General features: G+C 71.8%; 12 protein-coding genes. 7 read left to right on the top strand and 5 right to left on the bottom strand.

Translation table 11 applies throughout. From position 1 onward, the window contains the following. Window position 1: 1 nt before the first annotated feature. Genes ABWI07_RS09185 through ABWI07_RS09165 form a run of 5 tightly spaced genes read left to right on the top strand, consistent with a single transcriptional unit; the run spans window position 2 to window position 8926 of the window. Window positions 2-1549, top strand: a complete 1548-nt coding sequence (locus ABWI07_RS09185; protein ID WP_353818193.1) for a TIGR02677 family protein — start codon at window positions 2-4, stop codon at window positions 1547-1549. After that, window positions 1546-2712: a TIGR02678 family protein gene (locus ABWI07_RS09180; protein ID WP_353818192.1), complete on the top strand. Its 1167-nt coding sequence runs from the start codon at window positions 1546-1548 to the stop codon at window positions 2710-2712. Before ABWI07_RS09185 ends, ABWI07_RS09180 begins: the two co-directional genes overlap by 4 nt. Continuing rightward, complete coding sequence (locus ABWI07_RS09175; protein WP_353818191.1) at window positions 2709-6773, top strand: TIGR02680 family protein; 4065 nt, start codon at window positions 2709-2711, stop codon at window positions 6771-6773. The genes ABWI07_RS09180 and ABWI07_RS09175 overlap by 4 nt, the downstream gene beginning before the upstream one ends. Further along, on the top strand, window positions 6770-7990 hold the full coding sequence (locus ABWI07_RS09170) for a TIGR02679 family protein (RefSeq protein ID WP_353818190.1): 1221 nt from the start codon (window positions 6770-6772) through the stop codon (window positions 7988-7990). The genes ABWI07_RS09175 and ABWI07_RS09170 overlap by 4 nt, the downstream gene beginning before the upstream one ends. 15 nt (window positions 7991-8005) lie before the next feature. Beyond that, window positions 8006-8926 carry an SEC-C metal-binding domain-containing protein gene (locus tag ABWI07_RS09165; protein ID WP_353818189.1) on the top strand — a complete coding sequence of 307 codons (921 nt, stop codon included), beginning with the start codon at window positions 8006-8008 and terminating at the stop codon, window positions 8924-8926. Window positions 8927-9007: 81 nt separating this feature from the next. Here ABWI07_RS09165 and ABWI07_RS09160 read toward each other — a convergent pair whose 3' ends face one another. Beyond that, window positions 9008-9214: a DUF397 domain-containing protein gene (locus ABWI07_RS09160; protein ID WP_308800879.1), complete on the bottom strand. Its 207-nt coding sequence runs from the start codon at window positions 9212-9214 to the stop codon at window positions 9008-9010. Beyond that, entirely contained in the window at window positions 9211-10095 is an 885-nt protein-coding gene (locus tag ABWI07_RS09155; RefSeq protein ID WP_353818188.1) for a helix-turn-helix domain-containing protein, read from the bottom strand. Before ABWI07_RS09155 ends, ABWI07_RS09160 begins: the two co-directional genes overlap by 4 nt. Window positions 10096-10300: 205 nt before the next feature. On the opposite strand from ABWI07_RS09155, the gene ABWI07_RS09150 reads away from it, so the two are divergent. After that, window positions 10301-11152: an ATP-binding protein gene (locus ABWI07_RS09150; RefSeq protein ID WP_149262590.1), complete on the top strand. Its 852-nt coding sequence runs from the start codon at window positions 10301-10303 to the stop codon at window positions 11150-11152. Between the two features lie 127 nt (window positions 11153-11279). Here the strand turns inward: ABWI07_RS09150 and ABWI07_RS09145 are convergent, their stop codons facing one another. From ABWI07_RS09145 to ABWI07_RS09135, 3 genes are all read right to left on the bottom strand, one after another. Then, on the bottom strand, window positions 11280-11555 hold the full coding sequence (locus tag ABWI07_RS09145) for a hypothetical protein (RefSeq protein WP_235037180.1): 276 nt from the start codon (window positions 11553-11555) through the stop codon (window positions 11280-11282). A 77-nt stretch (window positions 11556-11632) separates the two neighbouring features. Beyond that, window positions 11633-12106: a hypothetical protein gene (locus tag ABWI07_RS09140; protein ID WP_149262588.1), complete on the bottom strand. Its 474-nt coding sequence runs from the start codon at window positions 12104-12106 to the stop codon at window positions 11633-11635. 95 nt (window positions 12107-12201) lie between these two features. Further along, window positions 12202-12978, bottom strand: a complete 777-nt coding sequence (locus ABWI07_RS09135) for an NYN domain-containing protein (RefSeq protein WP_353818187.1) — start codon at window positions 12976-12978, stop codon at window positions 12202-12204. 127 nt (window positions 12979-13105) lie between these two features. Between ABWI07_RS09135 and ABWI07_RS09130 the strand changes: the two genes are divergently transcribed. Beyond that, the gene (locus ABWI07_RS09130) at window positions 13106-13957 is read left to right on the top strand and encodes an SAM-dependent methyltransferase (protein ID WP_353818186.1); all 852 of its coding nucleotides are present in this window, start codon (window positions 13106-13108) and stop codon (window positions 13955-13957) included. Window positions 13958-13961: the final 4 nt, after the last annotated feature.

Raw genomic sequence — 13961 nt, 5'->3', positions numbered from 1 at the left:
GGTGACGGATCTGGACTCGGGGCCGGACGGACCACTGCCCTTCGCGCATCTCAGCGCGCCCAACGCCCCCCTCTACCGGGACGTGCTGCGCTCGTTCGCGCGGGCCAAGGAGCGCTTCATCGTCCACCTGCGTCCCGAGGACGTGGCCGCGGAGCTGCGCCGCGACACCGACGAACAGCTCGCCCAGGCGCTGGACAAGCTCGTCGAATGGGGCAACCTGCGCGCCGACGCCGACACCGGCCGCGTCACGACCGTCGAGGACTTCCACCGCAAACGGTTCCTGTTCCAGCTGACCCCGGCCGGGCACGCCGCCGAGCAGGCCATCGCGTTCTACGAGGAGGCGATCGGGCAGCGCGGCGTCCTGCAGTCGGTGGCGCTGGCCGACATCGCCGACCAGCTCGCCGCCCTGGCGGCACTGGCCGGCGAGCCCGACCCGGATCCGGCCAAGGCCCATCTGCTGCTGCTGGCGCTGGCCGAGCGGTTCTCCTCGCTGGCCGACAACGCGCAGGCGTTCATGGCCTCGCTGCGCCGGGCGATCGACTTCTCCGACGGCGACGTGGAGGGGTTCATCGCCTACAAGGAGCGGCTCATCGACTACATCAACCGGTTCATCGCCGACCTCGCCAACTCGGGCGCCCGGATCGCGGCGCTGCTGGCCGAGGTGGAGTCGCGCGGCCACGAACGGCTGCTGGCGGTGGCGGCGCGGCGCGAGGCGTCCGACGCCGTCCCGGAGGGCGCGGACGCCGCCGAGGCGTACGCCCGCGCCGAGGCCGCGGCGCTGGTGTCGTGGCGCAACCGGTGGCGGGGCCTGTGCGACTGGTTCGTGTCCGGCGGGACGGCCCGCCCGTCGCAGGCGCGGCTGCTCCGGCAGTCGGCGGTGACCGCGATCAAGCAGTTGGTGGACACGGTGGGGCTGCTGAACGAGCGGCGCTCGGGCCGGTCGGACCGGTCCGCCGACTTCCGGGCATTGGCCCGCTGGTTCGCCGAGGCGCCGGACGAGGAGGCGATGCACCGGTTGTGGCGGACGGCGTTCGGGCTGACCTCCGCGCGGCACCTGACCGTCACCGCGGCGACCGTGGCGGCGTGGGAAGAGGAGGCCCCGCAGGGGCTGCCGTGGGCGGAGGCGCCGCCGGTGCGGATCTCGCCGCAGCTGCGCCGGACCGGCTCCTACGAGCGGCGCGGAAAGCCCAACCGCGTCCAGGACCGGTCGGAACTGCGCCGGCTGCTCCGCGAGCGCGCCGACCGCGAGGCGGCGGAGACCGCGGCGGCACGGGCACGGCTGCGGACCGGCGGCCCGGTGCGGCTGTCGGAGCTGGGCGTCCTGGACCCGCGGGCGTTCCGCCTGTTCCTGGCGCTGCTGGGGGACGCGCTGGCGGCGCGGCTGCCGGGCGAGACGGAGGTGAAGGCGCTCACCGGGGACGGGTCGATGGAGGTGCGGCTGTCGCTCGTCCCGGACGGCGGCGAGATCCGGATCGTGACCGAGGACGGCGTGCTCACCGGCCCCGAGCACATCATCGAGATCACCGACCTGAGCAGGGCGGGCACGTGAGCGACGACGACCTCGCGCGGCGGCGGTCGGCGCTGCGGGCGCTGCTGAAGCGCCCGCTGCTGACGGTCGAGTCCGATCCGGAGGACCTCGTCCTCGTCCGCCGGTATCAGTCGGAGCTGCGGAACTGGCTGAACCGGGAGACGGGCTGGCGCCTCCAGGTGGACGCCGAGACGGCCCGGCTGTTCAAGACGGCGCCGGCGCTCGACGACGGGACGCATCCGGCGCGCGGCAAGGCCGGTGAGCCGTTCGGGCGGCGCCGCTACGTCGTGCTGTGCCTGGCGCTGGCGGTGCTGGAGCGCGCCGACGCGCAGACGACGCTCGGCCGGCTCGCCGAGGAGGTGCTGAACGCCGCCGCCGAGCCGGACCTGGCGTTCCCGTTCACCCTGGACAGCCGGGCGGAGCGCGCCGACCTGGTCGCCGTGGTGCGGCTGCTGCTCGGCTGGGGCGTGCTGCGGCGGGTCTCCGGCGACGAGGAGTCGTACCTGTCGGCGTCCGGGGACGTCCTCTACGACGTGCGCCGGGTCGTCCTCGCGTCGCTGCTGACCGGGGCGCGCGGGCCGTCCACGGTCGCCGCGGCGGGGTTCGAGGAGCGGCTCGCCGAGCTGACCGACGAGCCCGTCCCCGACACCGAGGAGCTGCGCAACCGGGCGCTGCGACGCCGCCTCACGCGCCGGCTGCTGGAGGACCCGGTGGTTTACTACGGCGACCTGGACGACGCCGAGCACGGCTACCTCGTCTCCCAGCGCGTCGCGATCACCCGCCGGATCGAGGAGGCGACGGGTCTCGTGCCCGAGCTGCGGGCGGAGGGGATCGCCATGGTCGATCCGGACGACGAACTGACCGACGTGCGGATGCCCGAGCAGCGCACCGACGGGCACGTGACGCTCCTGGTCGCCGAGTATCTCGCTGGGCGTTCCGAGGCCGGGTGGGACGAGCTGGAGGCGTTCGTCCGGGACGCGGCGGTGCGGCATAAATCGTTCTGGCGCAAGGGCGTGACCGAGCCGGGCGCCGAGTCCGAACTCTTGGACATCGCGCTCGGGAAGCTGGTGGCGCTGCGGCTGGTGGAGGTGCTCCCGGACGGCCGGGCCCGGGCGCGTCCCGCGATAGCGCGGTACGCCGTGGATGAGCCGACCATCCGCGACAGAGGAAAGGCGGAAAGGTGACACACGCGCCCCTGCCGACGTCGGAGCGCTGGAAGCCGCTGCGCGCCGGGCTGGTCGACATGTTCTACTACGACGTCGAGGAGTTCCGGTTCCATGACGGGCGGCTGCTGCTGCGCGGCAACAACGGCACCGGCAAGTCGAAGGTGCTGGCGCTGACGCTGCCCTTCCTGCTGGACGGCGAGCTATCCCCGCACCGCGTCGAGCCGGACGGCGACCGGCAGAAGCGAATGGAATGGAACCTGCTGCTCGGCGGGAAGCATCCGCATCCGGAGCGGCTCGGCTACACGTGGCTGGAGTTCGGCCGGCTCCACCCGGACGGAACGCCGGAGTACCGGACGCTCGGCTGCGGGCTGAAGGCGGTGAAGGACCGCGGCATCGTCCGGCACTGGTTCTTCGTCACCGCGCAGCGGATCGGCACCGGTCTCTCCCTCGTCTCGGAGACCGGCGTGTCGCTGACCCGGGAGAAGCTCCGTGAAGCGGTGGACGGCCACGGCATCGTCTACGACCGGGCGTCGGACTACCGGCGGGCCGTGGACGACGCGCTGTTCGGGCTGGGCGAGCACCGCTACGAGGCGCTGGTCAACCTGCTGATCCAGCTCAGACAGCCGCAGCTGTCGAAGAAGCCGGACGAGCGGCTGCTGTCGCGGGCGCTGACGGAGGCGCTGCCGCCGCTCAGCCCGGCGCTGATCACGACGGTCGCGGAGGCGTTCCGGGGCCTGGACGAGGAGCGGGACGCGCTGCGCGCCCTGGAGGAGGCGCACAAGGCGGCGACGGACTTCCTCGGGCACTACACCCGGTATGGCCGGATCGCCGCGAAGCGGAAGGCCGCCGGTCCCCGCCTCACGCAGAGCAGGTACGAGCACCTCAACCGTGAACTCGCCGAGGCCGAGACGCGGTTCGCGGCGGCCGAGACCGAGTTGACCGAGGTGGCCGGGCTTCTGGAAGGGCTGGCCGCGGACAGGGTCCGGCTGGAGGCGCGCCGGCAGGCGCTGGAGGCCAGCCCGGAGATGCGCGACGCCGAACGCATCGAGCAGATGGGCGAGGAGGCCCGCCGCCGAGACGCGCACGCGAAGGCGCGGGAACGCGACCGCGACGAACTGTCCGGCGAGGCCGCGCGCAAGCAGGCCAGAGCCGAGACGACGCGGTCGCGGGCGGACGAGGCCGAGTCGTCCTTCGGCACCGTCCGGGACGATTCGGCGGCTCTGGCTGCGGCCGCTGGATGCGGCCCGGCGCACGCGTCCGCCATGGACGGCTGGGAGGCCGGCCTCACGGAGGCGCGCCGCGCGACCGGCGCGCTGGCCGACGACCGCTCCCGCGCCCTCACCGAACTCGACCGGCTGATGGCGGCGGTCACCGCCGCGCGGACCCGGCTGGAGACCGCCACCGCCGAGGCGGAGCGGCTGGTCGGCGAACTGCAGGCCGCGGCCGAGCGGATCTCCGCGGCGGAAACGGAGACGCGGGCGGGTGCGGCGGACCTGCTGGACGCCTACGTCGGCTACCTGGCCGGGCTCGCCGAGATCCGGGTGGACGACCCGGACGCGGTCCTGGCGAAGCTGGAGGAGTGGGCCGAGACCGCCGACGGGCGCAATCCCGCGGCGACCGCCGTGGACGACGCCGCCCGCGAGGCCACGGCCGCGCTCGGCGGCCGGGTCGCGGACGCGGAGTCCCGGCTGCGGGCCGAACGCGCAACCGAGACCTCGCTGCTGGAGGAGATCGGGCGGCTTGAGGCGGGCGCGCATGACGCGCCGCCCGTCCCGTACACGCGCGCCGCCGCCCGGGAGGGCCGGCCGGGCGCGCCGCTGTGGAAGGTCGTCGACTTCGCCGAGACCGTGCCCGCCGACCACCGCGCCGGGCTGGAGGCCGCGCTGGAGGCCTCCGGCATCCTCGACGCCTGGGTGACACCTGACGGCGCACTGCTCGGCACGGACGACACGTTCGTGCTGACCGGGGAGGCCGCCCAGGGGCCGTCATGCGCCCTGGTCCTGCGGCCCGCGATCGACCGCGCCGACCCGCAGGCCGCCGCGCTCACCGCCGACGCGGTGCACGCCGTCCTCGCCGGGCTGGGGCTCGGTCCGGGCGCGCGGGCGTGGGTCGCTGTGGACGGCCGGTGGGCGAACGGCGTCCTCGGCGGTACCTGGCGCAAGGACAGCGCCGACTTCATCGGCGAGGGCGCCCGCGAGGCCGCCCGCCGGGCCCGGATCGCCCGGCTCCGCGCCGACCTCGCCGAGACCCGGTCCCGGATCGCGGCACTGGGCACGGAACTGGACGGCTTGGCGGCGCGGCGGGAGACGCTGGCCGCCGAGCACCGGGCTGTTCCCCGCGACACCGCGCTGCGCGAGGCCCACGTCCGGCTCGCCGGCGAGCATCGCAGGCGGCGGGAGCTCGACGGCGAGCACACGCACGCGGAAGAGGCCGTGGCACGGCGCCGCGAGGAGGTCTCGGCGGCGGCGGAACGGGCAGCCGAGTTCGCCTCCGACGTCGGCCTGCCCGATGGCGGACCGGAACTGGCGCGGGTGCGCGAGGCGGTCGGCGGCTACCGGATGGCGCTGGCGGAGCTGTGGCCCGCGGCGCAGACCCTGCTGGCCGCGAGGGAGTCGGCCCAGGATGCGGCCGGGGACCTTGCGCGCGTCCGGGAACGGCTGGCGGAGGAGGCGGAGCAGGCCGCGGAAGCGCGCGGGCAGGCCGACGCCGCCGCCGAGGCGCACCGGGCGCTGGTCGAGACGGCGGGAGCCGCCGTCGACGAGCTGTTCCGGCGGCTGGAGGAGGTCAAGCGGGCCATCACCGACCGGGAGGGCGCCGAGTCGCGGGCCCGCGACCGGGAGCGGTCGGCGGTCGCGGAACGCGGCAAGGCCGAGGAGGCCCGCGACAGGCTGCGCGAGCAGATCACCGAGGCGGCCGAGGTCCGCGACAAGGCGGTGGCGGAATTCCGCGCGTTCACCGCCACCGGCCTGCTGGCCGTGGCCGTGCCCGCCTTGGACGTCCCGGACCCGTCCCAGGAATGGGCACCCAACCCCGCCGTCCTCCTGGCCCGCGCCGTCAACACCGAACTCGACGCGGTGGACGACGGCGACGGCCCGTGGGACCGGGTCCAGAAGCGGGTCTCCGAGGAGCACAAGCTGCTGTCGGACGCGATGTCCCGGCACGGGCACTCGGTCGGCCTCACCGTCCACGACGGGATCATGGTCGTGGACGTGCTGTTCCAGGGCCGCACCCGCGACGTCCCCGGGCTCGCGGAGGCGCTCGAAGCCGAGACGGAGCAGCGCGCCCGCCTGCTGTCAGCGCGCGAGCGGGAGATCCTGGAGAACCACCTGCTGAACGAGGTCGCGGGCACCCTCCAGGAGCTCATCGCCGCCGCCGAGGACGAGGTGCGGGAGATGAACGCCGAGCTGACGTCCCGCCCGACGTCCACCGGGATGCGGCTGCGGCTCGTCTGGAAGCCCGCGAAGGACGCCCCCGAGGGCCTCGACCGCGTCCGGGAGAAGCTGCGGCAGACCATCGACGCCTGGTCGGTCGACGACCGCGCCGCAGTCGGCCGGTTCCTCCAGGAGCAGATCGCACGCGAGCACGCCGACAACCCGGCGTCCGGCTGGACCGAGCAGCTCACCCGTGCGCTGGACTACCGGTCGTGGCACGCGTTCACGATCCAGCGCCTCCAGGACGGGCAATGGCGCCCCGCGACCGGCCCCGCGTCGGGCGGCGAACGGGTGCTGGCCGCTTCGGTCCCCCTCTTCGCGGCCGCGTCCGCGCACTACAAGTCGGCCGGCAACCCCCACGCGCCCCGCCTCGTCGCCCTGGACGAGGCGTTCGCCGGCGTGGACGACGACTCCCGCGCCAAATGCCTCGGCCTGCTCGCCACCTTCGACATGGACGTGGTCATGACGAGCGAACGCGAATGGGGCTGCTACCCGCAGGTGCCGGGCCTGTCGATCTGCCAGCTGTCCCGCCGCGACGGCATCGACGCGGTCCTGGTGACACCGTGGCGCTGGGACGGCCGCGAACGCACCCGCGCCGACCTGCCCGTCCCCGAACCGGCGACCGGACAGACGGACATCTTCGAATGACGGACACCGACCGCCTCCGCCGGCTGCTCGGCGGGCCGGACACCGCATGGCTGGTGCAGCGCGTCCGCTCCCGCCTGGAACGCGGCGCGCCGCTCACGGGGAAGGTGACCCTGGCGCAGGCCACGTCCGCCGAACGCCGCGCGGCCGAGCTGCTGCTCGGCCGCCGCGCCGGCGCCGGGACATCGCTGTCGGTCCCGCTCCCCGAGGTCGACCGCGTCCTGCGCGCCAGCGGCGCGTCCCCGGAGGGCCTGGCCGCCGCCGTCGAACTCCTGGACGGCCCCGTCCGCGATCTAGCCCGCGAGAACGCCGCGATCGCCGCCGCGTGGCGGGACGCCTTCGCCCCGCTGGACGAGGCCCTCGCCTACCGCCCCGAGCTGGCCGAGTGGCGCGCCTGGCTGGACGCGACCGGCCTCGTCCGGCGCCTGACGTCCGGCCCCGCCGAAGCGGCGGACGTGCTCCGCCGCCTCGCCGCCGTGCTGCGCCGCCTGCCGTCCCCCGACATCCCTCTCGGCCAGTTCGCCGCCGAGACCTGCGGGCATGCCCACGCCCTGGACGACGGCCCGCTCGCCACCCTGGCCCTCTCGTCCGCACGTGCCCTCGCCGGCCTGCCGTTCCGCGCGGACGGCGGCGCCGAGGCCCGCCGCGAAACCTGGGCGGCCGTCGGCGTGCACCTGGACGAACTCTCCTCCACCGTCCTGTGCCTCGGCCTGCCCGGCGACGCGCACACACCTATGGGCCGGATGCTCGCCGCCATGCGCGGCGAACCTGTGTCGCTCACGCTCCGCCAACTGCGCCGCCACACGGCCCCTATGAGGGCCGGCCTCGTCCGCATCTGCGAGAACCCGGTCGTGGTGGCCGCCGCGGCCGACGCGCTGGGTTCCGCCTGCCCGCCGCTCGTCTGCTGCAACGGCCGTCCGTCAATGGCGGTCTGGCGCCTGCTGGAACTCCTCGCCGGAGGCGGCGCCGAGTTCGCCTACCACGGCGACTTCGACTGGGGCGGCGTCGCCATCGCCGCCGCCGTGCACAGCCGCATCGGCTGGCAGCCCTGGCGCTACGACGCGTCCGCCTTTCTCAAGGCGTCCTCGGACACGCCCCTGGCGGGCCGTCCCGTCCCGACCCCCTGGGACCCGTCTCTAGCCACCGCGATGAGGGACCGCGCCGTCCGCGTAGAGGAGGAGCAGGTTCTCGCCGACCTCCTCACCGACCTGGCCCCCTGAGGGTACGGTGGCCCGGTGACGGACTCCAGGCAACGAGCACGACGCCTCGCCGAGAATCTCGAACATGACGCCGCGAAGTATCCGGAGGAGCGCGCGGAGATCCTGATCGAAGCCGCCAGGCATTGGTCCGACGCGGGCGAGCCTGACCGTGCACTGCGGATCTACGGCGACCTCATCGCCTCGGAAGGTGACGAGGACGCCCAGTTCGCCACCGTGGAAAAGATCTCCCTGCTCGCCGACCTCGGCCGTACCGATGAGGCGGAAGCGGAGATCACCCGACTCGGCCGCGCCAACGTTCACCCGGGGCCGGCCGAGCTGGTCGGTGAGTTCCTCGAAGCGCAGGGACGACTCGAAGAGGCCCTCACCTGGTTCAACATCGCGTGCCGCGACGTCATGGCGGACGACGGGGAACTCGCCGAGGCCAAGCTGTTCGCCCGGCCCGAGTTGCGGGGACGGCAGCGCGTCCGCCAGGCGCTCGGCCTCCCGCCCGACGACATCGACCTGCACACCGAGGACCAGCAGGCCGAAATGGTCGAGCTCTTCGAGAGGGCCGCGGCCCCGTCCCAACCGAACGCGGGCTCGTTCTTCGTCCGCACGGACGTCGAGCGCGCCTTCGCCGAGGGCCTCGTCCACGGCACCGCCCCCACCGACGCGTCCGGCTACTTCCGCGACGTCGAACGCGGCTGGCGCGCCTCCAGCGACGAGATCGGCGCGTCCAGACTGTGCATCCTCCCGACGACGGTGGACGACCTCCTCAAGTACGCGAACGACCACGACCGCGACCCGAAGGACCAGCAGACCCGCGCCGACCACCTGATGGACCGCATCCGCGAAGGCGCCCTCACCCTCGACTGGCCCCCGGAACGCAACGCCCCCTGCTGGTGCGGCTCAGGCCGCAAGTACAAGAAGTGCTGCGGCTCCCCCACCAACCGCTGACCACGGCACGAGCGGCGTCCTCCGCCCGCAGCGCAACACGCCGCACCCCAGCCCGGGGTGCGGCGTTTCACTGGAGCGAAGTCAGAGGTCGTATGCGCCCCGCTTGATCTGCACCACCAACGCTGCCCACACGTCGCGCTTCAAGGCCAGGACGCCGCCTCCGGTGTCCTTGGAGTCCCTCACGAGCTGCCTGGCACCCAGTCGGGCGACTTCAACACAGTCGCCCCCAGTACTACCGCTGTGCGAACTCTTGCGCCAAGCTATGCCGGACAACGCACCGACGTTCACGCACCCAACCTCCCTGCTTCGTCCCACTCTGCGGCAATATTCTCAATCATGGCGATTGAGTCTCTCGGACTCAACGCCTGGGCTCGCAGGGAGTCGAACGCCAACCGGTGGGTTTCAACCTCGGGCATCTTGTCCATCAGCAGCGTTCCTGCCCGATTCTCGACATACGCGTACTCAGACACGGCAGCGTCTCCCAGGTCGAGTGTGAGCACTGTGAACGAACCGCACGTCCCCGGGTGAGCTCCGACCGAGAACGGCAGGACCTGCAACTTGATGTTGCGGCGCCGAGCCAGGGACGCAAGAACGCGCAACTGTTCGGCCATGACCCCGGCCCCTCCAACAGCGCGACGTAGAACCGCCTCATCGAGCACGACCCAGTACTGAAGAGGGGCATCTCCGCTGAGAATCGCCTGGCGGGCGAGCCGGGCCTCAACACGCGCCCGGATCTCCTCGTTCGATGGCGGTCGAGGCTCGACAGATAGCACCGCGTGGGCATACTCCGCGGTCTGAAGGAGGCCAGGTACCCACTCACTGGCGTAGGCGTGCATCTCCGTGGCCTCGGCCTCCAGGCCGAGATAGAGCCCGAAGCCGGGGTGCAGAACCTCGTCGTAGCGCTGCCACCAGCCGCGTTGCCGCGCCGCCTTGGCCAGTTTGGTGAGTTGCGCCGTCTCGTCCGGCGTCGCACCGTACAGCTCCACGAGCCGTTCGAGGACGCGGGCGGACACCGAACTCTGCCCCGTCTCCATCCGGCTGATGGTCGAGTCCGTCCGGGCGATGTGACGTGCCGCGTCGTCCGCCGCGACGCCGGCTCGGGTCCGCAGCGCGCGAAGGCGGATGCCCAGCATGATCCGGCGGACGGTCGGACTCTCGGGGCGTGGCATGAGGGCACCTCCTGGGTGGTCAGTGGTCATTCTGCACTCGCAAGCTCGCATTGCGTGGTCGATCCCACACACACAGTCTTTTCGGTCACTGCATATGAGTTTTCGAAACGGGATTGCATCTTAACGTTGCGTCAGTCACTATCGAGCCATCCACACGACACGTAATGAGACGCACACGAACTGTGATCATTGGGAGGCAGGCTCGATGGAGGTCAAGGGGGCTTGGGGACTGGTGACGGGCGGGCTGTGCGCGTGGCGGCTGCCGGGGGACGAGAGCGGGCCGGCGGCGGCGCGTCGTCTCCTTCACCAGGCGATGTCGGAGCTGCGGCTCGACCGGGACGTGATCGAGGACGGGAAGCTCGCCGTGTCCGAGACCGCGACCAACGCGCTGCGGCACGCCGGGACCGCGCGAAGCGACCGGCCCCCGACCCCGCCGGAACTCTGGATCTGGGCGCGGACCGTCCCGTCACCTCAGCTCATCGTCTCCGTCTTCGACGGCGAGCGGGCGTCCACACCGCGTGCGGCCGGGGCCGGGTTACTGGACGAGCACGGCAAGGGCCTCCAACTCGTCCGCGAGGTCACCTCCGACTGGGGCAGCGCGCCGACGCGCTCACGCGTCAGCACCGTCCCCGTCTACGGCAAGGCGGTCTGGTTCGCGCTTCCGCTGCCCCGCGAGTGGCCCGGACTGCACTACAGGGTCCACCCGGGGACGGCCGCGCAACACCTGCTCCTCAACCTCACTCGCCGCGGCTTCGAGGGGACGCGCAACACCGCCGATGACGGCATGTCCGTCCTGGTGCTCCCCGACCTCAACGTGTGGGTGCACCGCCGGACCTTCTGCTGGTGGGCCACCCCGCACCGCTACGTCCGTCGCCCCCTCATCGATCTCCAGGAGACCACCGAACTCCTCGTCCGCCACCTCGACTCGGTAAGGCTCGCCGAGCAGTTGCGCGACCTTCGTGCGTACGGGCGGCAGCGCACGGCCGAACTGGGGATCGAGCCCGCCGACATTCCCGAACGGATCCGGGAGTTCCTCAAGGGCGCAGACGGCACCTGACCATGCCGGCCAGGTGGGCTATGACATCAACGTGCTGGTGACCGCGGGCGACCACAGGCGACAACCCCTGCCACGGCGCAGCACCCCCCCGATCGTGGCCGCTGCGCCGCCAGCGAAGGTCACCGGCTCAACTCTCGGTGTCCTTCGGATGACGGGGCGACGCATAGACAAGCCACACTGTGCGCTTCTCGTCGTCGATCACATAGCGCACGCGACCGCCGCTGGTGACCTCGTACTCCCACTGCTCCAGGTCACGACCATTGTGCCTGTGAGTCGCAAGCTCTCCACGAAGCCGATGCTGGCGTTCGTGGTTGACGCGGGAGCGCGGCTCGGAGCGGAGCATCTCGAAGCATCGCTGGGTGTTGGCCAAGGCGAGCCGACACAACTCGTCCCAGCCGCGCACCGCCTCACTCGTTCCGAACCGCACATCCCACTGGCCGTCCGGAGGCGGAACCGTGACCCTGTCCCCCCGTTTGGGACTCATGGGCGGACTTCCACCGGACCGAAGTCACCGCTCGTGGGCCGCACCGCCTCTTCACTCTGCTGGGGATCTGCCTTGATGCGGGCGGTCGCACGCCAACCGGCGATCACCTCGGTGATGGGCGCATCAAGATTGAGTTCCGCGGCGTCCGAGAGCGCCTCGACCAACTCCAGAGTGAACGCGCGAACCTCGTCGGTGCTGAGGTGGCGCACCCAGGGGAACACGTCGGGCATGGCGAGCAGCAACTCGCGTGCGCCCGGGTCGTGCTTCATGAGAGCGATGAAGATTCTGGAAGCGGTGGCCAGCGTCTCATCACGTCGGTCTTCGCGATCAGCGGCCGTCAGGTAGAAGTCGTGCGCATCACGATGGGTGACGCGCACCCGTCCCAGCCTGGAAGCCCGCTCCGCGACGGCCCGTGGATTGCGGGACAGGTCAGAGAACGTGACCGAATCTGGATGGATCGTGCCGCTCATACCGTCAGGTTATCAGATCGTGTTCTGATTCAGCTCCCGCGCAGGTCGAAAGCTCATGCAAGAGAGCCTGCGCCATGCCCCCCGCTCCGCCCCTCTTAGGACGGTTTGCCGTCTTGGTGGCGCTTGTCGCGGACGTAGATGGTGTTTCCCTTGCCGTCGCCGGGGCCTCGGCGGTCCAGGACGAACAGGGTCGTCGCGGCGATCAGCTCGCTGAGCTTGGTGTAGCCGTAGTTGCGGGAGTCGAACTCGGGGCGCTGCTTGGTGATGATCTGGCCCACGGACCCCAGGGCGGCCCACCCGTCCTCGTCGGACGCCGCCTCGACGGCGTTGCGGAGGAGGTTGACGAGCGCGGTGTCCTGCTTCAGCTTGGCGGCCGAGGTCGGGGGCGCCGGTTTGAGCGTCTCGGCGGTCGGGGTGGTCGGGCTCTGGTCGTACAGCAGGTTCTCGATGTAGACGAACTTGTCGCACGCCGCCATGAAGGGCTTGGGCGTCTTGCGCTCGCCGAACCCGTACACGGTCAGGCCGGACTCGCGGATGCGCGCGGCCAGGCGGGTAAAGTCGCTGTCGCTGGAGACGAGGCAGAACCCGTCGAAGCGGTCCGAGTACAGCAGGTCCATCGCGTCGATGACCATCGCCGCGTCGGTGGCGTTCTTCCCCCTGGTGTAGGCGAACTGCTGGATCGGCTGGATCGACTGGTCGAGCAGATGCTGCTTCCAGCCCCGCAGGTTGGAGCCGGTCCAGTCGCCGTAGGCGCGCTTGACGTGCGCGGTGCCGTACTTCGCGATCTCGGCCAGCAGCGCCTCGACGTTCGCGGGCTGGGCGTTGTCGGCGTCGATGAGCACCGCCAGCCGGGCGGTGTTCTCATTCACCATGCGTCCCCTCCTGGAAGCCGCCCGCCGACCGGGCTGCGGCCAGTACATCAGAGGTCGTATGCGCCGCGCTTGCTCTGCGACACCATCGTCGGCATTGGCGGATATAGGGTGGTTCGAGCAATTTCACATGGCGTTGATCGAGGAGACGTTCGTGGCGTCGGATCGGCCTGGAGAATCATCGGGTGAGGAGAAGCTCTCCCGGTTCAATACGAGCATTCCGCATCCCGCCAGGGTGTACGACGTCTGGCTGGGCGGCAAGGACAACTTCGCCGCCGACCGGGCGGCCGCCGAGGCCGGTCTGAAGGCATTCCCGAGCACGGTCAAGTCCGTGCGGGCCAACCGCGCGTTCCTGGCGCGGACGGTGGAGTGCCTGGTCGAAGAGGCCGGGATCCGCCAGTTCCTGGACATCGGTACCGGGCTGCCGTCGGCCAACAACACCCATGAGGTGGCTCAGGCGATCGCGCCCGAGAGCCGGATCGCCTACGTCGACAACGACCCGATCGTGCTGGCCCACGCCGAGGCGCTCCTAAGGAGCACCGACTCGGGCGCGACCGACTACATCGACGCCGACCTGCGCGAGCCCGGCAAGATTCTGCAGGAGGCATCCCGCACGCTGGATTTCAGCCGGCCGGTGGCGGTCATGCTCATCGCCGTACTCCATTTCGTTCCGGATGAGGCGGACCCTTACGGGATCGCGGAGACGCTGATGGCCGCCGTGCCCCCGGGCAGTCACCTGGTGGTCTCCCACACCGCGAAGGACATCTTCCCCGAGGAGATGGCCGCGTTCGCGCGGGCCATGAACAAGGACTCGGCGGAGAAGGTCACGCTGCGCGACCGCGAGCAGGTCTCCGGGTTCTTCAACGGGCTGGACCTCATCGAGCCCGGCGTCGTCCAGGTTCCGCGGTGGCGCCCTCGTTCCGAGCTCGAAGCGTCCGCACCCGCCGCCCTGTGGGGCGGAATGGCCCGCAAGCCGGCTTAGGCCG

It is taken from the genome of Actinomadura sp. NPDC000600, from assembly GCF_040492135.1.
Classification (GTDB): Bacteria; Actinomycetota; Actinomycetes; order Streptosporangiales; family Streptosporangiaceae; genus Spirillospora.
Note: the sequence above shows the minus strand (reverse complement) of the source record. Positions and strands in the feature narration are given on the sequence as shown.

Bases quoted from the DNA above. Each gene is read 5' to 3' on its own strand.
- ABWI07_RS09135 (WP_353818187.1), bottom strand. From the start codon at position 12,978: ATGGTGAATGAGAACACCGCCCGGCTGGCGGTGCTCATCGACGCCGAC.
- ABWI07_RS09140 (WP_149262588.1), bottom strand. From the start codon at position 12,106: ATGAGCGGCACGATCCATCCAGATTCGGTCACGTTCTCTGACCTGTCC.
- ABWI07_RS09150 (WP_149262590.1), top strand. From the start codon at position 10,301: ATGGAGGTCAAGGGGGCTTGGGGACTGGTGACGGGCGGGCTGTGCGCG.
- ABWI07_RS09155 (WP_353818188.1), bottom strand. From the start codon at position 10,095: ATGCCACGCCCCGAGAGTCCGACCGTCCGCCGGATCATGCTGGGCATC.
- ABWI07_RS09170 (WP_353818190.1), top strand. From the start codon at position 6,770: ATGACGGACACCGACCGCCTCCGCCGGCTGCTCGGCGGGCCGGACACC.
- ABWI07_RS09130 (WP_353818186.1), top strand. From the start codon at position 13,106: ATGGCGTTGATCGAGGAGACGTTCGTGGCGTCGGATCGGCCTGGAGAA.